The sequence below is a fragment of the Halomonas sp. genome (assembly GCF_031581305.1).
In the GTDB taxonomy this organism is placed as follows: domain Bacteria; phylum Pseudomonadota; class Gammaproteobacteria; order Pseudomonadales; family Halomonadaceae; genus Halomonas.
In genome coordinates this window covers 1-20,874 of record NZ_JAVLBC010000027.1, presented here as the reverse complement: position 1 = coordinate 20,874, position 20,874 = coordinate 1, and the positions used below count along the sequence as shown (strand labels likewise).

General features: G+C 64.6%; 17 protein-coding genes and 2 tRNA genes. 8 read left to right on the top strand and 11 right to left on the bottom strand.

Features of this window, described 5'->3' with window-relative positions:
• The 7 genes from RI841_RS04180 to RI841_RS04150 form a co-directional block, all read left to right on the top strand.
• The coding region (locus RI841_RS04180) for a S1 RNA-binding domain-containing protein (protein WP_310704319.1) at window positions 1-436 on the top strand (436 nt) is incomplete at its 5' end.
• A 273-nt stretch (window positions 437-709) separates the two neighbouring features.
• Entirely contained in the window at window positions 710-2,764 is a 2,055-nt protein-coding gene (siaA, locus tag RI841_RS04175) for a biofilm regulation protein phosphatase SiaA (protein ID WP_310704318.1), read from the top strand.
• A 9-nt stretch (window positions 2,765-2,773) separates the two neighbouring features.
• Window positions 2,774-3,307, top strand: coding sequence for a biofilm regulation protein kinase SiaB (gene siaB / locus RI841_RS04170; protein WP_310704317.1), 534 nt, complete (start codon window positions 2,774-2,776; stop codon window positions 3,305-3,307).
• A gap of 8 nt (window positions 3,308-3,315) precedes the next feature.
• The gene (gene siaC / locus RI841_RS04165; RefSeq protein WP_405000910.1) at window positions 3,316-3,714 is read left to right on the top strand and encodes a biofilm regulation phosphoprotein SiaC; all 399 of its coding nucleotides are present in this window, start codon (window positions 3,316-3,318) and stop codon (window positions 3,712-3,714) included.
• On the top strand, window positions 3,711-4,493 hold the full coding sequence (gene siaD, locus RI841_RS04160) for a biofilm regulation diguanylate cyclase SiaD (RefSeq protein WP_310704316.1): 783 nt from the start codon (window positions 3,711-3,713) through the stop codon (window positions 4,491-4,493). Before siaC ends, siaD begins: the two co-directional genes overlap by 4 nt.
• Window positions 4,494-4,619: 126 nt before the next feature.
• Window positions 4,620-5,738: a glycosyltransferase gene (locus RI841_RS04155; RefSeq protein WP_310704315.1), complete on the top strand. Its 1,119-nt coding sequence runs from the start codon at window positions 4,620-4,622 to the stop codon at window positions 5,736-5,738.
• Window positions 5,739-5,790: 52 nt separating this feature from the next.
• Window positions 5,791-6,747 (top strand): lysylphosphatidylglycerol synthase transmembrane domain-containing protein, encoded by a 957-nt coding sequence (locus RI841_RS04150; RefSeq protein WP_310704314.1) that lies wholly within the window; start codon window positions 5,791-5,793, stop codon window positions 6,745-6,747.
• 72 nt (window positions 6,748-6,819) lie between these two features.
• On the opposite strand, the gene sucD is transcribed toward RI841_RS04150, so the two are convergent.
• The 9 genes from sucD to sdhC all read right to left on the bottom strand — a co-directional run bounded on the left by sucD (window position 6,820) and on the right by sdhC (window position 18,341).
• Window positions 6,820-7,692 (bottom strand): succinate--CoA ligase subunit alpha, encoded by an 873-nt coding sequence (sucD, locus tag RI841_RS04145; RefSeq protein ID WP_310704313.1) that lies wholly within the window; start codon window positions 7,690-7,692, stop codon window positions 6,820-6,822.
• Window positions 7,692-8,858, bottom strand: coding sequence for an ADP-forming succinate--CoA ligase subunit beta (gene sucC, locus RI841_RS04140; RefSeq protein WP_310704312.1), 1,167 nt, complete (start codon window positions 8,856-8,858; stop codon window positions 7,692-7,694). The genes sucD and sucC overlap by 1 nt, the downstream gene beginning before the upstream one ends.
• 139 nt (window positions 8,859-8,997) lie before the next feature.
• On the bottom strand, window positions 8,998-10,434 hold the full coding sequence (gene lpdA, locus RI841_RS04135) for a dihydrolipoyl dehydrogenase (RefSeq protein ID WP_310704311.1): 1,437 nt from the start codon (window positions 10,432-10,434) through the stop codon (window positions 8,998-9,000).
• Window positions 10,435-10,483: 49 nt separating this feature from the next.
• The gene (gene odhB, locus RI841_RS04130; protein WP_310704310.1) at window positions 10,484-12,031 is read right to left on the bottom strand and encodes a 2-oxoglutarate dehydrogenase complex dihydrolipoyllysine-residue succinyltransferase; all 1,548 of its coding nucleotides are present in this window, start codon (window positions 12,029-12,031) and stop codon (window positions 10,484-10,486) included.
• 41 nt (window positions 12,032-12,072) lie between these two features.
• A complete protein-coding gene (locus tag RI841_RS04125) occupies window positions 12,073-14,901 on the bottom strand; it encodes a 2-oxoglutarate dehydrogenase E1 component (protein ID WP_310704309.1) in 2,829 nt (942 codons plus the stop codon).
• Between the two features lie 222 nt (window positions 14,902-15,123).
• On the bottom strand, window positions 15,124-15,834 hold the full coding sequence (locus tag RI841_RS04120) for a succinate dehydrogenase iron-sulfur subunit (protein WP_310704308.1): 711 nt from the start codon (window positions 15,832-15,834) through the stop codon (window positions 15,124-15,126).
• A gap of 12 nt (window positions 15,835-15,846) precedes the next feature.
• On the bottom strand, window positions 15,847-17,619 hold the full coding sequence (gene sdhA, locus RI841_RS04115) for a succinate dehydrogenase flavoprotein subunit (RefSeq protein ID WP_310704307.1): 1,773 nt from the start codon (window positions 17,617-17,619) through the stop codon (window positions 15,847-15,849).
• Window positions 17,620-17,622: 3 nt separating this feature from the next.
• A complete protein-coding gene (sdhD, locus tag RI841_RS04110; protein WP_310704306.1) occupies window positions 17,623-17,970 on the bottom strand; it encodes a succinate dehydrogenase, hydrophobic membrane anchor protein in 348 nt (115 codons plus the stop codon).
• Window positions 17,964-18,341 (bottom strand): succinate dehydrogenase, cytochrome b556 subunit, encoded by a 378-nt coding sequence (gene sdhC, locus RI841_RS04105; RefSeq protein WP_310704305.1) that lies wholly within the window; start codon window positions 18,339-18,341, stop codon window positions 17,964-17,966. The genes sdhD and sdhC overlap by 7 nt, the downstream gene beginning before the upstream one ends.
• Before the next feature lie 445 nt (window positions 18,342-18,786).
• Between sdhC and gltA the strand changes: the two genes are divergently transcribed.
• The gene (gene gltA, locus RI841_RS04100; protein WP_310704304.1) at window positions 18,787-20,073 is read left to right on the top strand and encodes a citrate synthase; all 1,287 of its coding nucleotides are present in this window, start codon (window positions 18,787-18,789) and stop codon (window positions 20,071-20,073) included.
• Window positions 20,074-20,575: 502 nt separating this feature from the next.
• On the opposite strand, the gene RI841_RS04095 is transcribed toward gltA, so the two are convergent.
• Together RI841_RS04095 and RI841_RS04090 are read right to left on the bottom strand one after the other, a co-directional pair.
• Window positions 20,576-20,651: transfer RNA gene (locus tag RI841_RS04095), tRNA-Glu, on the bottom strand.
• Between the two features lie 23 nt (window positions 20,652-20,674).
• Window positions 20,675-20,750: transfer RNA gene (locus RI841_RS04090), tRNA-Ala, on the bottom strand.
• Between the last annotated feature and the right edge of the window lie 124 nt (window positions 20,751-20,874).

Here is a 20,874-nt window from a genome sequence, read left to right as displayed (position 1 = left end):
GTACGGTGACATGGTCAACCATCGCCTGATCAAGCGGGTCCTGAAGGGCGAGCAGGCCCCGGCCGAGGCCAGCCAGCAGCTCACCGAGCAGCTCACTGAGCGCCGCCGGCTGAACCGCATGGCCGAGCGCGACGTCAAGGACTGGCTCTACGTGCGCTACTTGACCCCGGCCGCCGAGGCCCAGGAGAGCTTCGAAGCCGAGGTCATCGCCGTCAACCGCGGCGGCATGCGGGTGCGCCTGACTGCCAACGGCGCCACCGCCTTCATCCCGGCCCCCCTGATGCACAGCGACCGCACCAAGGTGGCGATCGACGACAAGGAGGGCCGCATCCAGATCGAGGGTGAGGAGCGCTTCAAGCTCGGCGACGTGATCCGCGTGGCGCTGACCGAGGCCCGCGAGGAGACCCGTTCGCTGGTGGGCCGACCGACTGACTGACATCGGCTTGCCCTCATGATGACGCAGTGGCGATCAGGCCCCGGTGGAGCTCCCACCGGGGCCTGACCGTTGATGGCCCACGAATGCACGGCATCCATCGTCTTCAAGTCGTCTCTGCCGCCCTCACGTGTAAGACATTTGCCTATTGGCGGCGTCGGCAGTATCGGTACATCGCCCTGCGTTGACAGAGCCGGGATCGAACCATCGCCCCCAGCGACGCTTTATGGCAAGGTCTGGAATGGATATCACTTCCCCTCTCGAGACCCGAATGCCATGGCAGCTCTACTCGGCCTGCGCGGAAAGTCGGTCGGTCTCTTACTGCTGGCCTGCCTGCTGGCACTGATCCCGGCCGGCTTGATCGGCTGGAAAGCCGTGGACGAGGTGCGTCGACACTTCGCCAGCGCCTATGCCGAGCAGTACACCTTGCTGCAGATGCAGCGCATCATGGCTCCCCTGACTCGGGAATTGGCCCTCTCCCGGCGCTTCGCAAATTCTATCGTCACTCGCGAATGGCTGCGCGCACCGGACGACCCCGAGCGCCGCGAGCGCTTATTCCGCGAGGCGGAGGGTTATCGACAGCAGTTTACCAGTGGTGCCTTCTTTATCATCGAGCATGCCAGCGGTGACTACTACTTCAACGATGGCGACCGGGCCGAAGCGAGGCAGCCGGCCTACCGTCTATCGCCGCAGCGCGAAGAGGATGCGTGGTACTTCGCCACCATGGACAGCAGCGCCAGCTACAATATCAACGTCAACGAAGACCGGACCCTCGAACGCACCATGATCTGGCTCAATATCAAAGTCATGGACGACAGCGAACCTCTGGGTCTGGCCGGCGGCAGCATCGATCTCAGCGACTTCCTCGACCGCTTTATCCGCTCGGCCCCGGCGGGCATCACGCCGATGATCATCGATAGCCGCGGGGCATTCCAGGCCCATGCCGACCCCTCGCGGATCACCCTGAGTTCCGTCAATGCCTCACAGACCCTGGACGGCGACCTCGGCCTCCATGCCATGGTCGGCGACGCGGCGGAGCAAGAGGCGCTGCGCTCCTCCATCCAGCAGGCCACCCGCCGTCCCGGCGAAATCGTCACCCTGACGGCGACTCTGGAGGACGAGCCCCGCTTACTGACCCTGGGCTACATTCCCGAGCTGCAGTGGCTGATGGTCACGGCCCTGGATCTCAGTGCCTATCCGCTCCTCGACAGCCGCTGGTTCTGGCCCATGGTGATGGCCCTGGGGCTGATCCTGGCCATCCTGATGGGCGCCTTCGCCTATGCCACCCATCGCTTGATCCTCCGCCCCCTGCACCGCCTGAACTTCTCGGCCCAGGCCATCGCCAGCGGCGACTATAGCCCGCGGCTACCCACCGGCCGAAACGACGAAATCGGCGAGCTGTCTCGGAGCTTCTCGCACATGGCACGCCGGGTGGAAGGCTACACCCGTGACCTGGAAGGCCAGGTCCGCCAGCGCACTCAGGCACTGGAGGAGGCCCATGCACAGATGGTGTCGGCCCACCGCCAGCTCGAGGCTTCGATCCAGTACGCCAGCATCATTCAGCAGGCCATCCTGCCCGACGACGCCCTCGAGCAGCACCTGCGCCATCGCTACGGTGTCCTCTGGAAGCCACGCGACGTAGTGGGCGGTGATTTCTATGTCTTCCGCGCCACCGATCATGGCTACCTGCTGGGCATCGTCGACTGCGCCGGGCACGGTGTTCCGGGCGCCCTGATGACCATGCTTGCCCGCGCCATCATCGACCATGCTCTGACCCATGAGGACGCCGACGACCCGGCGGCCGTGCTGGGTGAAATCGACCGCCAGGGCCGCATGCTGCTGCCCCAGGACCAGCTTCCCGCCTCGATTGCGACCAGCATGGACATCGGTCTGGTGTGGGTTGATCCGGTCGCCGGGACACTGACCTACGCCGGGGCCAAGATCGACCTCCATGCCAGCGACGGCGAGCACCTGGAAACCCTGGCCGGCCATCGGCGCGCCCTGGGTCATCGCCGGCCGGCCCGCTACGAGAATCAGCAAGCGCCGCTGCGCCCCGGCTGGACCTACACCTTGTGCAGCGACGGCTTCCTCGATCAGGCGGGCGGCAGCGACGGCTTCGGCTTCGGCAACTACCGCTTCCGTGCCATGGTGCTGGCCCAGGCCAGCCGGCCATTGGAGGAACAGATGGCGGCCTACGAGGAAACCCTGCGGGCCCACCAGGGGGACCTCCCCCAGCGTGACGACATCACCCTGCTGGCCTTCCGTCTGGAGCCGCCGCCCTACGACGCCCCTTCCCCCCAGCCATCCGAGAAGACGGGAGACACCCGCTGAGGAGAGCCCATGGACTTGCTGAGCATGCGTGAGAGCTACCAGCGCGACCGGGTCATGCTGTGCTTCAACGGCCCCATCTCGCGCAGCCTGATCGAGGAGATCGGCAAGGCACTGCGCAACTATCTGGACACCCAGCAGGCCACCCCGTCGGCGGCCATGGATGTCTTCGCCGTCTACATCGAGATGACCCAGAACATCCGCCACTATGCCCGCCGCCAGGGCTACGACGACACCCAGGCCTCGGCCACGGTGGCGATCGCCCAGAATGGCGAGGGGCATTACCAGGTCTCGGCCGGCAACCTGGTCGAGCTTGCCGACGGCGAACGCCTGGTGAGCATGATCGAGGCGCTGGCCCCGCTGGACCGCGCCGAACTCAAGGCCGCCTACAAGCAGCAGCTGCGCTGCCCGCGCGGTGCAAAGCGCGAGAGCGGCGCCGGCCTGGGGCTGCTGGACATGGCCCGCAAGGCCTCTCGCCCCCTGCAGGCATCGCTGCAGGCGTTGCCTGACGGGCAAGGTTTCTTTAGCCTCACCGCCACCATCTGATGGGTACCATGATCACCATGACTCGTGACCTCGACATTCCCGGCAGCCAGTCGACGCCGGCCATCCAGAGCAGCTGGCAGGCCGGGAGGCTTGCCATGCAGGGTGACTCCTACCCTGAGAACTCCTACGAACTCTTCGACCAGGTAATCGACTGGGTGCGACGCTATCTCGACGACGAGGCGCAGCCGTTGCACCTCTCCCTGAGCCTGGTCTACCTCAACACCAGCTCGGTCAAGGCAATGATGGATATCTTCGACCTGCTGGAGGAAGCCCATGGCCAGGGCCATGACGTGTCGGTGGAGTGGTGCTATGACGCGCGCAACGAGCGCATCGCCGAACTGGCGGATGAATTCCGCGAAGACTGCAGCTACCCCTTCGCCATCACCCCGACCATGGCGCCGGCATGAACCGCCGGAACGAACAGGTGCTGCTCGACCGGGTCGCTGAACTGCTGGAGGACCCGGCCCATACCGGACACCCGCTCCACGAGGCCCTGGAGGCCCTTGCCGGACAGTACCGCAACCAGCAGCAACAGCTGGAACGCCTGATCAGCATTTCCGACCGCTACCAGCAGCTGGTCCTGGAGGCCCGCCAGGTGACCCAGAAGCGCTACGAACGCACCCTGCGTCGCCAGCAGAAGCTGTCACGCATCTCGGACGGCTACCAGGCAATGATGCGCGAGCGCAACCAGGCGCTTCACCGGGCCTCCAACCATGACCCGCTCACCCAGCTGGCCAACCGCCGGCTGATCGATGAGCGACTGCGCCAGCTCGAGGCCGCCAAACAGCCCTACACTCTGGCCCTGCTGGACATCGACCACTTCAAGGCCATCAACGATCGCCATGGCCACGACATCGGCGACCAGCTGCTGGTGGCCATCGCCCACACCATGCGCGAGGTACTTCGCGAGCCCGACCTCTGCGGTCGCTGGGGCGGCGAGGAATTCATCCTGCTGCTCGCGGAAACGCGACTCGACGAGGCCCGCGGGATCGTCGAACGGCTGCGCAGGAAGGTGTCAGCCGTCACGATCATCAGTGGCGAGATCAGGCTCTCGGTGACCCTCAGCGCCGGGATCAGCGAACATCGCATCGGCGAGCGCCCTCTCGTCACCCTGCAGCGCGCCGATCAGGCCCTGCTGGCGGCCAAACGCAACGGCCGCGACCGCTGCCTGATCGCCGCACGCTGAGTGTCGAACGTGTCGGCCACGAGGCAGGACGGCGACCCGAGGGTCACCGTCTCTCGTTGAGGCTGTCGCACAACTGTCGCATGGCCGCCCTAGGCTGGCAGGAAACACCAGCGCCAGGAGGGCTCCTTGCATATCGTTGACGTCACCATGTTCCACGCGCCGGCCAGCGGCGGAGTGCGCACCTATCTCGAGGCCAAACATCGTGTGCTGGCCACGCGGCCAGGCCTGCGGACCAGCCTGCTGGTCCCCGGCGCCGAGCGCAGCTCGCTCGGCGGGGTGCATACTCTCCCCGCCCCACGGATTCCACTGGGCCAGGGCTACCGATTCCCGCTGAGGCGACGTCCCTGGCGTGATGCTCTGATGACGTTGGCCCCTGATCTCATCGAGGCCGGCGACCCCTATGTCACCGCCTGGGCCGCCGTGGAGGCCGGCCAGACCCTGGGGGTGCCCACGGTGGGCTTCTTCCACTCCGACCTGCCGAGACTGATGGGCGATCGCTTCGGGGCCGATGTCCGCCAGCGCCTGCAGCGCTACGTAGGCAACCTCTATGGGCACTTCGACAACGTGCTGGCGCCCTGCACCGCCATGGCTGAGCGACTGGCCGACTGGGGCGTAGAACAGGTGCGCGTGCAACCACTCGGCGTCGACCTCAAGACCTTCCACCCGCGGCATCGTGACCTCGGCCTGCGTCGACGCCTGGGGCTGGGCGATCACCAGCGGCTACTGGTATTCGCCGGCCGCCACTCGCCGGAGAAACATATCGACGTGCTGCTCGAAGTCATGCGGCGGCTAGGAGCAGACTACCACCTGCTACTGATGGGTCCGGGGATGCCTCGCCGAGTCCCCGCCAACGTCAGCGTTGTGTCCCGTTTCTGCCCTCCCTCCGAGGTCGCCTGCGCCCTGGCTAGCGCCGATGCCATGCTGCACGCCGGTAGCCGCGAGACCTTCGGCCTGGTGGCACAGGAGGCCATGGCCTGCGGCGTGCCAGTGGTAGCGGCTCGGGCGGGAGCCCTGAAGGAGTATGTACCGCTGGGGGCGGGCCTACTCTGCCGCCCACGCGACCCCGACGCCATGGCACGCGCCGTGCAAGAACTCTTTCTCAATGACCCTGTCGCCATGGGTCGTCATGCCCGACGCCACGTGGAGCGTCACTTCGACTGGGAGCGGGTCATCGATGATCTGCTGGGGCACTATCGGCAACTTCGTCACGGCGGCGAGCGCCATGCTATCCCCCAGAAGGGCTGACCGTCGTTGGCCATTGCCGCGGTGGCGACCACTGCACGGCCTGCTGATCGTGATGGCCCTCATCGCGCCCCTGGTAGTCACCGCCTGGCTGGGTGGGACCGAGGCCCTGGGCGCAGTCAAGCGGTTCCCGCTGGATGTAATCGCCCTTATGCTGCTGATGGCATTCTTGTGCTGGAACCTCAACGCCGCCAGGCTGCGCTTGATGCTGGATGGGCGAGCCGGCCAACTGGGGCAGCGTGGAGCGCTGGGCATCGAACTGGCGTCGAAGTTCGCTCTATGTGCCACGCCAGGAGGCAGCGGTGGCCCGGCCACGCTGCTGGTACTATTGGCTCAGCGTGGTTTACCGGCCTCCAGGGGGACTGCCATCTTCCTGCTCGACCAGGGCTGCGACCTGCTGTTTTTTCTCTGCATGCTGTCGGGACTGGTGACCTACTCCCTGCTGGGCGAGACCCAGTGGCCCCACCAGGCGCTGATCCAGATCGCCCTGGCAGCGCTGGCCCTGGTGGCCGTTGGCTTTACGCTGGCGATGGGCTGCCTGCCACGGCTCTTACGCTACACCCCATCACCGGGAGCATGCTGGCTGAGCGGGTATCGGCGCCGCTGGCTTGTCCGCCGCCTGCTGAAGTGTCGGCATGCATTGCAGGCCACCCTGCGTCTCCCCGTCGCTACACTACTGGCGATGCTGATGCTCACCACGGCGCATTGGCTGCTGCGTTACAGTCTCCTCTATTTGGCGGTGCTGGGAGCTGGGGGGAACGCCGACTGGTTATGGACCTTCCTGACCCAGATGATGGCCATGGCGGCGAGCCAGTTCAGCTTTCTGCCCGGCGGCGCTGGTGCGGCCGAGCTGGGGGTCGGCGGGCTGCTGCTACCGCTGATGGAACGCGAGCAGGCCGCCGCCGCGGTGCTGGTCTGGCGCCTGGTGTCCTACCACCTTTACCTGGCCGCCGGTGCCCCGGTTTTCCTCTGGCTGGCCGCCGGCTGGCTTGCACGGCCCGGGGCTTCCTGAGCGGCGGCCGACGAAAAGGGCACCCCTAGGGGGTGCCCGTTTCGTCGTGCCTGAGACAGCGAACGCACTGATTTACCAGCCGGTCGCTGCCTTCAGCGCGTCGCCGATCTCGGCCAGCGAACGCACGGTCTTCACGCCTGCGGCCTCCAGAGCACCGAACTTCTCGTCCGCGGTGCCCTTGCCGCCGGCAATGATGGCGCCGGCATGGCCCATCCGCTTGCCGGGAGGCGCGGTGACGCCGGCGATGTAGGAGACCACCGGCTTGGAGACGTTGGCCTTGATGTAGGCCGCGGCCTCTTCCTCGGCGGTACCGCCGATCTCGCCGATCATCACGATCGCCTCGGTCGCCGGATCCTTCTCGAACTGCTCGAGGATGTCGATGAAATTGGAGCCCGGGATCGGGTCACCGCCGATGCCCACACAGGTGGACTGGCCAAAGCCGTGGTCGGTGGTCTGCTTGACGGCTTCATAGGTCAGGGTGCCGGAGCGCGACACGATGCCGACCTTGCCCGGCTTGTGGATATGGCCCGGCATGATGCCGATCTTGCTCTCGCCGGGCGTGATCACGCCCGGGCAGTTCGGGCCGATCAGGCGCACACCCAGCTCGTCGCACTTCACCTTGACGTCGAGCATGTCCAGGGTCGGGATGCCCTCGGTGATGCAGACGATCAGCTTGATGCCGGCGTTGGCGGCTTCCAGGATGGAGTCCTTGCAGAACGGGGCCGGCACGTAGATCACGCTGGCCTCGGCACCGGTCTCGGCCACGGCTTCCTTGACAGTGTTGAACACCGGCAGGCCCAGGTGCTCCTGGCCACCCTTGCCCGGGGTCACACCGCCGACCATCTGGGTGCCGTAGGCGATCGCCTGCTCGGAGTGGAAGGTCCCCTGTCCGCCGGTAAAGCCCTGGCAGATGACCTTGGTGTTCTTGTCGATCAGGATGCTCATTACTTGCCCTCCGCTGCCTTGACGACCTGCTGAGCCGCGTCGGTCAGACTGGTAGCAGCGATGATGTTCAGACCGCTGGACGCCAGTTTCTCGGCACCCAGCTCGGCGTTGTTACCTTCCAGACGCACCACCACCGGCACGTTGACACCGACCTGCTCGACGGCACCGATGATGCCCTCGGCGATCATGTCGCAACGCACGATGCCGCCGAAGATGTTGACCAGCACGGCCTTCACGGAATCGTCGGAGAGGATGAGCTTGAAGGCCTCGGCCACGCGCTCCTTGGTGGCACCGCCGCCCACGTCAAGGAAGTTGGCCGGCTGGCCGCCATTGAGCTTGATGATGTCCATGGTGCCCATGGCCAGGCCGGCGCCGTTGACCATGCAGCCGATGTTGCCTTCCAGGGCCACGTAGTTGAGTTCCCAGGCGGCCGCCTCGGCCTCGCGCTCGTCTTCCTGGGACGGGTCGCGCATGGCCTGCAGATCCGGGTGGCGATAGAGGGCATTGCCGTCCAGGCCGATCTTGGCGTCGAGGCAGTGGAGGTTGCCCTCGTTGGTCACCACCAGCGGGTTGATCTCGAGCAGCGCCAGATCCTTGTCGTGGAACAGCTTGGACAGGCCCAGGAAGATCTTGGTGAACTGCTTCACCTGGCTGCCGGAGAGACCCAGGGCGAAGGCCAGCTCGCGCGCCTGGTACGGCTGCGCGCCGACAAGCGGGTCGATCTCGGCCTTGAGGATCTTCTCTGGGGTCTCTTCCGCGACCTTCTCGATCTCCACGCCACCCTCGGTAGAGGCCATGAAAACCACGCGACGGGTGCCACGATCGACGACGGCCCCCAGGTAGAGCTCATTGGCGATGTCGGTGAGGGTCTCGACCAGGATCTTGGTGACCGGCTGACCGTTCTCGTCGGTCTGGAAGGTCACCAGGTTCTTGCCCAGCCAGGATTCGGCGAAGGCCTGGGCCTCCTCCGGGCTCTTGATCAGCTTGACGCCACCGGCCTTGCCGCGCCCGCCGGCGTGGACCTGGGCCTTGACCACCCACTTGTCGCCACCGATCTTCTTGCAGGCTTCCGCAGCCTCTTCCGGGGTGTCGACGGCGAAGCCCTTGGAGACCGGCAGCCCATAGTCGGCAAACAGCTGCTTGCTCTGATACTCGTGAAGGTTCATCGATTCATGCCATTGGTTGCATGTGACTCGAACGATGACCCGGCTCGCGGCCTCTGGGCCGCGGTCGCCGTGTCACCACCGTTCGCCTCCGATACTTGGCCGGAAGCGATGCGCCACCTGACGGTGGCGCTTGTTGTCCTTACTTCTTCTTGCGGTTGACCATGTGGATAGCATGGCCCTCCACCGCCAGGGCCGCCTCATGCACGGCTTCCGACATGGTCGGGTGGGCGTAGCAGGTCAGGGCCAGGTCCTCGGCACTGGAGCCGAACTCCAGGGCAATCACGCCCTGGGCGATCATCTCGCCGGCATGCTGACCGACGATGTGCATGCCCAGCACGCGATCGGTCTCGGCATCGGCGATGATCTTGGCCTGCCCCTCGGTGGCGTTATTGGCCATGGCGCGGCCGCTGGCGGCGAACGGGAAGGACCCCGTTTTCACCTTGATGCCCTTGGCCTTGGCCTCCTGCTCGGTCAGGCCCACCCAGGCCACTTCCGGGAAGGTATAGATGACGCTGGGGATGGCGTCATAGTTCATCTCGGCCTTGTGGCCGGCGAGGATGTCGGCGACCATCACACCCTCTTCCGAGGCCTTGTGGGCCAGCATCGGGCCCCGCACGCAGTCGCCGATGGCGTAGACGCTCGGCACGTTGGTACGGCACTGATCGTCGACGTGGATGAAGCCGCGCTCGTCGGTCTCGATACCCACGCCCTCGGCGATCACGCCCTGGGTATAGGGCTTACGACCGACGCAGACGATCAATTTGTCGAAAGTGGCCTCCTGCTCGCCCTTGGCGTCAGTGTACTTGACCACGACTTCTTCGCCCTTGATCTCGGAGCCGGTGACCCGCGCACCCAGCTTGATGTCCAGGCCCTGCTTCTTGAGCAGCTTCTGAGTCTCCTTGGCGATGGCACCATCGACCATCGGCAGGAAGTCGTCCATTGCCTCGAGTACGGTGACCTCGCTGCCCAGGCGGTTCCACACGCTGCCGAGCTCCAGACCGATGATGCCGGCACCAATCACGCCCAGGCGCTTGGGTGTCTCCTGGAGTTCCAGGGCACCGGTGGAGTCGACCACCATGCCTTCCTTCAGCGGGGTCGGCGGAATCTCCACCGGCACGGAGCCGGCCGCCACGACGATGTTGTCGGCGTCATAAGTCGTCGCCTTGCCGTCCTTGTCGGTCACCTCGACCTGCTTGGAGGAGACCACCTTGCCGGTGCCCTGGATGGCCGTGACACCGTTTCCCTTGAGCAGACCGGCAACACCACCGGTCAGGTTCTTCACGATCGTGTCCTTGCGGGCCATCATCTTCTTGACGTCCATGCTGACGTCGCCCGCCTGGATGCCCATGTCGTCGAAGTCGTGCTTGGCCTCGACGAACTTGTGGGAGGCCTCGAGCAACGCCTTGGACGGAATGCAGCCGACGTTCAGGCAGGTGCCACCGAAGACGGGCTTACCGTCCTCGCTGATCCACTTCTCGACGATAGCGGCCTTCAGCCCCATCTGGGCAGCGCGGATAGCGGAAACGTAGCCGCCGGGGCCCGCACCGATCACGATCACATCAAACTTGTCAGCCATGTTGGCTCCTTCGTTGCTTGTCGCTGAAGAACGTAGTGGGTCCCGCGGCTCAGATATCCAGCAGCAGGCGTGACGGATCCTCGAGCAGCTCCTTCATGGTGACCAGGAACTGGACCGCATCCTTGCCGTCGATCATGCGGTGGTCGTAGGAGACCGCCAGGTACATCATCGGACGAATCTCGACCTTGCCGTTCACCGCCATCGGGCGCTCCTGGATCTTGTGCATGCCCAGGATCGCGGTCTGCGGCGGATTGAGGATCGGCGTGGACATCAGCGAACCAAAGATGCCGCCATTGGTGATGGTGAAGGTGCCACCCTGCATCTCGTCGATGCCGAGCTTGCCGTCACGGGCCCGCTTGCCGAAGTCGACGATGCCCTTCTCGACGTCGGCGATCTTCATGCTGTCGGTGTCACGCAGCACCGGGACGACCAGGCCGCGGTCGGTGGAAACCGCCACGCCGATGTCCTGGTAGCCGTGGTAGACGATATCGGTGCCATCAATGGAGGCGTTGACGTCAGGGAAGCGCTTGAGGGCCTCGGAGGCGGCCTTGACGAAGAAGCCCATGAAGCCGAGCTTGACGTCGTGGGCCTTGAGGAAGGTGTCCTTGTACTGGGCCCGCAGGTCCATCACCGCCCCCATGTCCACCTCGTTGTAGGTGGTGAGCATGGCGGCGGTCTGCTGGGCCTGAACCAGACGCTTGGCAATGGTCTGGCGCAAGCGGCTCATCGGCACGCGCTTCTCGGGACGCGCGCCCTCCACGGCCGGGGCCGGGGCTGCGGCGACCTTGGCGCCGCCGGCCGGCTTGGCGGACTTCTTGGCAGAGCCCTCCTTCACCGCCCGCTGCACGTCCTCCTTGAGGATGCGCCCGCCCTTGCCGGTGCCCTCGATGGCATTGACATCAAGGTCATGCTCGGCGACCAGCTTGCGCGCCGCCGGGGCGAGGATCTTGTCCCCCACCTTCTCGTCGCTCGCGCCGTCGTCGGCGGAGGCCGGGGCCTTCTCCTCGCTGGGCGCGGCAGCGCCACCGGCACCTTCTGTGAAGGTCGCCAGTAGCTGTTCGGAGGTCACCTGGCTACCTTCCTCGACCTTGATCTCAGCCAGTGCACCGTCGGCCGGGGCAACGACCTCGAGCACGACCTTGTCGGTCTCGATCTCGACCAGCACCTCGTCGCGCTTGACCGCCTCACCAACCTGCTTGTTCCAGCTGGCGACGGTACCTTCCTGCACCGACTCGGGGAAGGTCGGCGCCTTGACCTCGTGGGTCTTGCCACCGGCCGCCGGTTTGGCCTTGGCGTCGCCCTTCGTCTCCGCCTTGGCATCGGCCTTCTTGGCCTCCGCCTTCTCGCCCCCCTCGGCCTTGCCCTCGCCGATCTTGCCCAGCACCTGCTCGGATTCCACGGTGTCGCCCTCTTCCACCAGCACCTCGCTGAGGGTGCCGGCTTCGGGGGCCACGACCTCGAGCACGACCTTATCGGTCTCGATCTCGACAATCAGCTCGTCACGCTCGACGCTGTCGCCGGGCTTCTTGTGCCAGGCTGCCACGCTGCCCTCGGCAACGGATTCCGGAAAGGTGGGTGCCTTGATATCGGTAGCCATGTCGTTTCCCTTGTCTGTTCTCTCTCGTCCCGGTGGGCGCCTCAGAGGTTGAAGGCGTCTTCCACCAGCTGGCGCTGCTGTTCGGTATGCACGGACATGTAGCCCGCCGCGGGTGCCGCGGACGCCGGGCGACCGGCGAACTTGAGCTTACCGCCCAGGCCGTCACGCAGCATGTCGGCTACGGCTCGCATATGGTGCTGGCTCGAATACCAGGCGCCCTGGTTGAGCGGCTCCTCCTGGCACCACACCACGTCGGTGACCTTGGTGTAGTCCTTGATGGCCGCCAGCAGCTCCTCCTTGGGAAAGGGGTAGAGCTGCTCGATGCGCAGGATCGCCACGTCGTCGCGGGCATTCTCCTCGCGCCAGTTGGCCAGGTCATAATAGACCTTGCCGGCGCAGAGGATGATGCGTTCGACCTTGCCGGTCTCAAGCTTGCCCTGGTCGGGCAGCACCATCTGGAAGCCGCCATCGGCCAGTTCCTCGAGGGTCGAGGTCGCCGACTTGTGACGCAGCAGACTCTTGGGCGACATCACCACCAGCGGCTTTCTCAGCGGCCGGATCACCTGACGGCGCAGCAGGTGGAAGATCTGCGCCGGGGTGGTCGGCACGCAGACCTGCATGTTGTGCTCGGCACACATCTGCAGGAAACGCTCGAGTCGCGCAGAGGAGTGCTCCGGGCCCTGCCCCTCGTAGCCGTGGGGCAGCAGCATGGTCAAGCCGCACAGGCGCTCCCACTTGGTCTCGCCGGAAGAAATGAACTGGTCGACCACCACCTGGGCACCGTTGAAGAAGTCGCCGAACTGGGCTTCCCAGACGATCAGGGCGTTGGGCATGGTCGTCGCGTAGCCGTACTCGAAGGCCAGCACCGCCTCTTCCGAGAGGAAGGAGTCGTGGATGGTGAAACGCGGCTGACCATCGGCCATGTGCTGGAGCGGCACATAGGCAGTGCCATCCTTCTGGTTGTGCACCACCGCATGGCGGTGGGAGAAGGTGCCGCGCCCGACGTCCTGGCCGGTGATGCGCACCGGGTGCCCCTCATCAACCAGGGTGGCGTAGGCCAGGGTCTCGGCAAAGCCCCAGTTGGCGGCCAGGCCGCCGGCCTGCATCTTGCGCCGGTCGTCGTAGATCTTGGCGACCTGGCGCTGCACCTCGACCCCATCGGGGATCTCGCACATCTTGCCGGCGAGACGCTGAAGGCGCTTCATCTCCACGGTGGTATCGGCATGGCCGGTCCACTCGTGGCCCAGGTAGGGCGTCCAGTCGACGAACAGCGAGGTGTTGGGCTCTTGCACCAGGGCGTTGGCCACGTGATTGCCGGCCATCAGATCGTCCCGGTACTTCTCCATCATCGCCTTGGCGTCGTCGTCGCTGAGCAGCCCCTGGCGGATCAGCCGCTCGATGTAGCGGGCCCGCGATGATGGATGTTCCCTGATCTTGCTGTACATCATCGGCTGAGTGCCGGAAGGCTCGTCGGCCTCATTGTGGCCGCGGCGGCGGTAGCACACCAGGTCGATGACCACGTCGCGATTGAACTGCTGGCGATAGTCCAGGGCCACCTGGGTAACATGCAAGACGGCATCGGGGTCGTCGCCGTTGACGTGGAAGATGGGCGCCTGGACCATCTTGGCAATGTCGGTGCAGTACTCGGTGGAACGCGAGTCTTCCGGATGGGAGGTAGTGAAACCCACCTGGTTGTTGATGACGATGTGCACCGTGCCGCCGGTCTTGTAGGCACGGGTCTGGGACATCTGGAAGGTCTCCATGACCACGCCCTGGCCGGCGAAGGCCGCGTCGCCGTGGACGTTGATCGGCAGCACCTTGTTGCCGACCGGATCGTCGCGACGGTCCTGGCGGGCCCGCACTGACCCCTCGACCACCGGGGCAACGATCTCCAGGTGAGACGGGTTGAACGACAGCGCCAGGTGCACCTCGCCGCCCGGCGTCATGACGTTGGAGCTGAAGCCCTGGTGGTACTTGACGTCACCCGAGCCGCGCTCGATGACCTTCTTGCCGTCGAACTCGTCGATGAGGTCCGAGGGGTTCTTGCCGAGGATGTTGACCAGCAGGTTGAGCCGGCCACGGTGGGCCATGCCGATCACCACTTCCTTGGTGCCATAGCCGCCGGCGCGCTGGATCAGCTCGTCCATCATCGGAATGAAGGCCTCACCACCCTCCAGGCCGAAGCGCTTGGTTCCCGGGAACTTGGAAGCCAGATAGCTCTCCAGCCCCTCGGCGGCCGTCAGCCGCTCCAGCACGTGCTTGCGCACCTCCGGGCTGAACTTGGGTGCCGAGCGCACCGATTCGAAGCGCTGCTGCAGCCAGCGCTTCTCTTCGGTGTCGACGATGTGCATGATCTCGCAGCCGATGGAGCGGCAGTAGGTCTTTTCCAGGGCGCTGACGATCTCCTTGAGCGGCGCCTTGTCCATGCCCAGGAAAAAGGAACCGGTCTGGAACTCGGTGTCCAGGTCGGATTTCGAGAGCTGATGGAAGGAGAGATCAAGATCGGGGACGGGAGTGGGGCTGCGCAGGCCGAGCGGGTCGATGTCGGCCTTCTGATGCCCGCGGAAGCGATAGGCGTTGATCAGCTGGAGAACCTTGACCTGCTTCTTGTTCTCGCCGCTGTCGGCAACGACCTGGCCAGTACGCCGATGGCGGCCCATCTGGTAGAACTGCTCGCGAATCGGCTCGAGCGGAACATCGTGACTGGCCCCACCCTCGGGTCGCGGCAACTGGTCGAAATACTGGCGCCATTCATCGGGAACGGCGGAGGGATCATCGAGGTACTGTTCGTAGAGCGCTTCCACATAGTGGGCATTGCCGCCACTCACGTGGGAGGAGCGCCACATCAACTCCATTATGCCTTGTTGCATCTCTTGGTCACCCTGCACTGATGGGGTGGTATCGGCACCGACGCGAATCGACCGCATCGGCATCGGTGATGCCCTGACGAAGGGAGGGCACCCTGAATTCCATGGTCAAGAGCCGGTGCCCAGGGCACCGGCTCTCAACATCACGATCCGAACCGGACTCGCCTGCGACGTCTCGCCGCAGTCCGAGAGTGGTGGCCATGATAACAAGCTGGACGCCACGATTTAAGTGGCATTGGCCAGCAGCATGTCGCGAATCTTGCCGATCGCCCGTGTCGGGTTGAGCCCCTTCGGGCAGACTGCAACGCAGTTCATGATCCCGCGGCAACGGAACACGGAAAATGGGTCCTCGAGCTCCTCCAGGCGGTCGCGGGTGGCAGTGTCACGGGAGTCCGCCAGGAACCGGTAGGACTGCAGCAGGCCGGCCGGACCGACGAACTTGTCCGGGTTCCACCAGAACGACGGGCAGGCGGTCGAGCAGCAGGCACACAGGATGCACTCGTAAAGACCGTCGAGCTTGTCACGCTCTTCCGGCGACTGCAGGCGCTCGATGGCCGGCGCCGGCTCGTCGTTCTGCAGGTACGGCTGGATGCGCTCGTACTGCTGATAGAACAGCCCCATGTCGACCACCAGGTCACGGATCACCGGCAGGCCCGGCAGCGGGCGCAGGGTCAGCTTGTTGCCCTTGACCACCTCGGAGAGCGGGGTGATGCAGGCCAGGCCGTTCTTGCCGTTCATGTTCATGCCGTCGGACCCGCATACGCCTTCGCGGCAGCTGCGGCGATAGGCCAGGCCGTTATCCTGCTCCTTGGCCAGGTGCAGGACGTCGAGCACCATCAGGTCGCGGCCCTGGGTGTCGACCTGAAACTCCTGCATATAGGGCGCGGAGTCGGTTTCCGGGTTGTAGCGGTACAGGGATACCTGAAGCTTGGACATCGTGACTCCCCCTTAGTAGGTGCGGACTTTCGGCTCGAACATGTCGACGGTCTTGGGTGCGAAGTTCACATCGCGCTTGCCCAGTCGTTTCTCGGCCGGGAAGTAGAGCGAGTGCTTCAGCCAGTTGACGTCGTCGCGGTCCGGGTAGTCGTAGCGGGAGTGGGCGCCACGGCTCTCCTTGCGCTCCAGGGCCGCGATGGCGGTGGCCTCGGCCACTTCCATCAGGTTATCCAGCTCCAGGGCCTCGACACGCGCGGTGTTGAAGGTGTTGGACTTGTCCGGCAGGTAGGCGTTGGCGATGCGCTTGCGCAGCTCCTCCAGGCGCTTGACGCCCTCGACCATGTTCTTCTCTTCACGGAACACGCCGAAGGAGGTCTGCATGATGTCCTGCAGCTCACGCTTGAGCTCGGGAACGGTCTCGCCATTCTCGGACTCGTTCCAGCGCGTGATGCGCTTCATGGCGGACTCGACATCCGACTCGGAGGCGTCGAGATACTCGATGCCCTCGTTGAGCGCGCCCTCGATGAACATGCCGGCCGCGCGGCCGAACACCACCAGGTCGAGCAGCGAGTTGCCGCCCAGGCGGTTGGCGCCGTGGACCGACACACAGGCTGCCTCGCCGCAGGCGAACAGGCCATTGACGATCTGGTCGTTGCCGTCGGCGTCCTGCATGATCGCCTGGCCGTGCACGTTGGTCGGGATCCCGCCCATCATGTAGTGGCAAGTTGGAACGACCGGGATCGGCTCCTTGGCCGGGTCCACGTGAGCAAAGGTCTTGGAGAGCTCGACGATACCGGGCAGGCGCTTGCCGAGGACGTCCTCGCCCAGGTGATCCAGCTTGAGGAAGACATGGTCACCCTTCTCGCCGCAGCCGCGGCCCTCGAGGATCTCCATGACCATGGAGCGCGCGACCACGTCGCGGCCGGCCAGGTCCTTGGCGTTGGGCGCGTAACGCTCCATGAAGCGCTCGCCGTCCTTGTTGATCAGGTAGCCACCCTCGCCGCGGCAGCCCTCGGTCACCAGAGTGCCCGCGCCGTAGATGCCGGTCGGGTGGAACTGCCACATCTCCATGTCCTGCATCGGGAAGCCGGCGCGCAGCGCCATGCCGATGCCGTCACCGGTGTTGATCAGGGCGTTGGTGGTGGAGGCGAAGATGCGACCCGCCCCGCCGGTGGCCATGACGGTGGCCTTGGACTTCACGTGCACCACTTCGCCGGTCTCGATGTCCATGGCGATGCAGCCCACCACGTCGCCGTTGGCGTTCTTGACCAGGTCGACGGCGTACCACTCGTTGAGGAAGGTGGTGTTGTTCTTCAGGTTGTTCTGATAGAGCGTGTGCAGCAGGGCGTGACCGGTACGGTCGGCCGCGGCGCAGGTCCGCGCGGCCTGGCCGCCCTTGCCGAAGTCCTTGGACTGGCCGCCGAACGGGCGCTGGTAGATGCGGCCGTTATCGAAGCGGGAAAATGGCAGGCCCATGTGCTCGAGCTCGAACACCGCCTTGGGGCCCTCGGAGCACATGTACTCGGAGGCGTCCTGATCGGCGATGTAGTCGCCGCCCTTGACGGTGTCGTACATGTGCCAGCGCCAGTCGTCGTCGGGATCCGCGGAGGCGATGGCGCAGGTGATGCCGCCCTGGGCGGACACGGTGTGCGAACGAGTCGGGAAGACCTTGGACAGTACGGCGGTCTTTTTGCCGGACTTGGCCAGTTCGAGAGCGGCCCGCAGACCGGCACCGCCCCCGCCGATGATGATGGCGTCGAAAGACAGGCTACGCATGGTGGACATGAATCAGGCTCCCCACAGAACGGTGATGCCCCAGACCAGGAACACGAAGATGGCCAGGATGATGATGAGCTGGACGGCGACGCGAACGCCGGTCGACTTGAGGTAGTCAGTGGTCACGGTCCACAGGCCCACCCAGGCGTGGGCCGCCAGCGACACGAAGGCCAGCAGCGAGAAGATGCGCATCCAGGTCTGGGAGAAGAGGCCGCTCCAGGCCGCGTAGTCCAGGCCGGGACTGAGCAGCAGGAAGCCGACGATGAAGAGAGTGTAGAGCGCCAGGATGACGGCAGAGACGCGCTGCAGCAGCCAGTCGGAAAGACCACTGCGCCCGAGGTTCGTGATGTTGGTTACCATACCCAGACTCCAGCCAGAATGATCAGGACCGCGCTCACTACCACGGTGATCTGCGCCTTCTTGACGCCCCCCTCGAGGGTCACGCCGATATCCATGTCCATCAGCAGGTGCTTGATACCGGCCACGAAGTGGAAGGCCAGGGCCGACAGCAGCCCCCAGGCAATCAGCTTGGCCAGGAGGTTGTGGGCCAGGGCGTCACTCACAGCCGCGAAGCCGGCCGGCGAGGAGAGTGACGTGTCAAGCGCCCAGAAGGCGAAGATCAGGCCGATGAAGAGAATGACGCCGGTGATGCGATGAGCGATCGACGTCAGGGCGGGGAGGGGAAACTGTATCGTGGACAGATCCAGATTTACGGGTCGTTTGCTATTCACGGCTCTACACACTCTCTTGGCCCGCTGTGAGGTCGTCGGACAGGGCCCGAGCGGGCGGTGGTTTCGGGAAGGGACACGGTCGTGGCCGAGTTGGACACGACCACCGGTTCCTGCCAGTCGCGCGCTAAGATTATAGGGACATCGGCCTGCCATGACAAATGGACACAGAGGGCACTCGACCATGGTGGAAGGCCGATATCTCGGCGCTGACGGCGCTTGCCGAGACATCCAGAGGCGTTGACCGGAGCGGTTACGCCCCCAAATGATGCGGAGCACCATTTTATGTACAAAAATAGTTCATAAAAAGGATAAATGTACAATGATGCCCGCCCGATGGTGGAATTGACAATCGCTGGCACGCTTCTATAGTGGGCAAACCTTTTCGCCGGCACCATCTGCGAACTAGCGACTTATCGTCCCACCAGGAACTCGAGAGGAGGCCAGCATGGCTGACAGGAAAGCGACATTGACGGTAGACGGTCTGGAAAAGCCGATCGACCTGCCGATCTACTCCGGCACCCTGGGCCCTGACGTCATCGACGTGCGCGGCCTCGGTGCCGAAGGCCTCTTCACCTACGACCCCGGCTTCATGGCGACCTCCTCCTGCCAGTCGGCGATCACCTATATCGATGGCGGCAAGGGGGTGCTGCTGCACCGCGGCTACCCGATCGACCAGCTGGCGAAGGAGTCCAACTTCGTCGAGCTGTGTTACCTGCTGATGTTCGGCGAACTGCCCGACGATGCCCAGTACGCCGACTTCGAGTCGCGAATCAGCAACCACACCATGGTCCACGACCAGATCAACAACTTCTTCAAGGGCTTCCGCCGTGACGCCCACCCGATGTCGATCCTGTGCGGCGTGGTCGGCGGCCTGGCCGCCTTCTACCACGACCACCTGGACATCAACGTGCAGGAGGACCGCGAGATCAGCGCCATCCGCCTGATCGCCAAGATGCCGACCATCGCCGCGATGTCCTACAAGTACAATATCGGCCAGCCGTTCAACTACCCGCGCAACGACCTGAGCTATGCAGAGAACTTCCTCTACATGATGTTCAGCAACCCGTGCGAGGAGTACCGGATCAACCCGGTCTACGCCAAGGCCATGGACCGCATCTTCATGCTGCACGCGGACCACGAGCAGAACGCCTCCACCTCCACGGTGCGCCTGGCGGGCTCCACCGGCGCCAACCCCTTCGCCTGCATCAGCGCCGGCATCGCGGCCCTGTGGGGCCCGGCCCACGGCGGCGCCAACGAGGCGGTGCTGAACATGCTCGACGAGATCGGCGACGACTCCGAGGAGAACATCCAGCGCTTCGTCGACAGGGCCAAGGACAAGGACGACCCGTTCAAGCTGATGGGCTTCGGGCACCGGGTCTATCGCAACTTCGACCCCCGCGCCAAGGTGATGAAGGAGACCTGCGACGAGGTGCTGGCCGAACTGGGCCTGGCCGACGACCCGCAGCTGAAGATCGCCAAGCGCCTGGAGCAGATCGCCCTGGAGGATGAATACTTCATCGAGCGTAAGCTCTACCCGAACGTCGACTTCTACTCCGGCATCATCCTCAAGGCCATGGGCATCCCCAAGAACATGTTCACGGTGATCTTCGCCGTGTCCCGTACCATCGGCTGGATCTCCCACTGGAACGAGATGCTCAGCGACAGCTACAAGATTGGACGTCCGCGCCAGCTCTACATCGGCCACGACCAGCGCGACTACCCCACCCGCTAAGCCAACTGCAGCACTCACAGCTGCTTCCGCAAGGCCGCCCTTGGGTGGCCTTTTGCATGTGCGGGCCACGCCGGCGGCTCAGCATCGGAGCACTAGAACCTTCATTCATTCGGGTTGACTTTATTATCGTTCCCCTCCTTCGCTCCGCGCCTCCCGTTTTCCACACATTCTGTGGATAACCCTGTTCAAAACCTCTCGAAAAGGTCGCAGAATCGCCATGAGAAGCGGGACCGGCTTAGATTGATCAATTTTTAACCTAATGTAAGATGTTGAAATAAAAGAATTTTATCTGAAGGCCTGCAGCCATGCGGGTTCAGGGCGGGACTGTACACAGGTCAACCCGATAGACGCGGGAACGTGGACAAGTCAAGGGGGATGTCAAGCCGATATCGCCCAGAATGCCGGCGCCGACGCGACGGGCCAGGCGGACACGACAAAACGCCAGGCGAGCGAGCTGGCCGGCAGATCAGGAAAAGCACGAGGGAGGTGTAGCGGAACGAGGTGGCGTCCCATAGGGGGTTCGAACCCCTGTTACCGCCGTGAAAGGGCGGTGTCCTGGACCACTAGACGAATGGGACGCAACATCTTCGATGCGAGATAATGGTGGAGCCTAGCGGGATCGAACCGCTGACCTCGACACTGCCAGTGTCGCGCTCTCCCAGCTGAGCTAAGGCCCCGTATCTCTCGAATACGGGGCGTATGTTACTGATTACCCTCCTCCTCGTCAACCCCTTCCCGGACTTCGTCCGGAGCCGTAAGCCGTAAGCCGTAAGCCGTAAGCCGTAAGCCGTAAGCCGTAAG

Bases quoted from the DNA above. Each gene is read 5' to 3' on its own strand.
- siaA (WP_310704318.1), top strand. From the start codon at position 710: ATGGCAGCTCTACTCGGCCTGCGCGGAAAGTCGGTCGGTCTCTTACTG.
- siaB (WP_310704317.1), top strand. From the start codon at position 2,774: ATGGACTTGCTGAGCATGCGTGAGAGCTACCAGCGCGACCGGGTCATG.
- siaC (WP_405000910.1), top strand. From the start codon at position 3,316: ATGATCACCATGACTCGTGACCTCGACATTCCCGGCAGCCAGTCGACG.
- siaD (WP_310704316.1), top strand. From the start codon at position 3,711: ATGAACCGCCGGAACGAACAGGTGCTGCTCGACCGGGTCGCTGAACTG.
- RI841_RS04150 (WP_310704314.1), top strand. From the start codon at position 5,791: ATGGCCCTCATCGCGCCCCTGGTAGTCACCGCCTGGCTGGGTGGGACC.
- sucD (WP_310704313.1), bottom strand. From the start codon at position 7,692: ATGAGCATCCTGATCGACAAGAACACCAAGGTCATCTGCCAGGGCTTT.
- sucC (WP_310704312.1), bottom strand. From the start codon at position 8,858: ATGAACCTTCACGAGTATCAGAGCAAGCAGCTGTTTGCCGACTATGGG.
- lpdA (WP_310704311.1), bottom strand. From the start codon at position 10,434: ATGGCTGACAAGTTTGATGTGATCGTGATCGGTGCGGGCCCCGGCGGC.
- odhB (WP_310704310.1), bottom strand. From the start codon at position 12,031: ATGGCTACCGATATCAAGGCACCCACCTTTCCGGAATCCGTTGCCGAG.
- RI841_RS04125 (WP_310704309.1), bottom strand. From the start codon at position 14,901: ATGCAACAAGGCATAATGGAGTTGATGTGGCGCTCCTCCCACGTGAGT.
- RI841_RS04120 (WP_310704308.1), bottom strand. From the start codon at position 15,834: ATGTCCAAGCTTCAGGTATCCCTGTACCGCTACAACCCGGAAACCGAC.
- sdhA (WP_310704307.1), bottom strand. From the start codon at position 17,619: ATGTCCACCATGCGTAGCCTGTCTTTCGACGCCATCATCATCGGCGGG.
- sdhD (WP_310704306.1), bottom strand. From the start codon at position 17,970: ATGGTAACCAACATCACGAACCTCGGGCGCAGTGGTCTTTCCGACTGG.
- gltA (WP_310704304.1), top strand. From the start codon at position 18,787: ATGGCTGACAGGAAAGCGACATTGACGGTAGACGGTCTGGAAAAGCCG.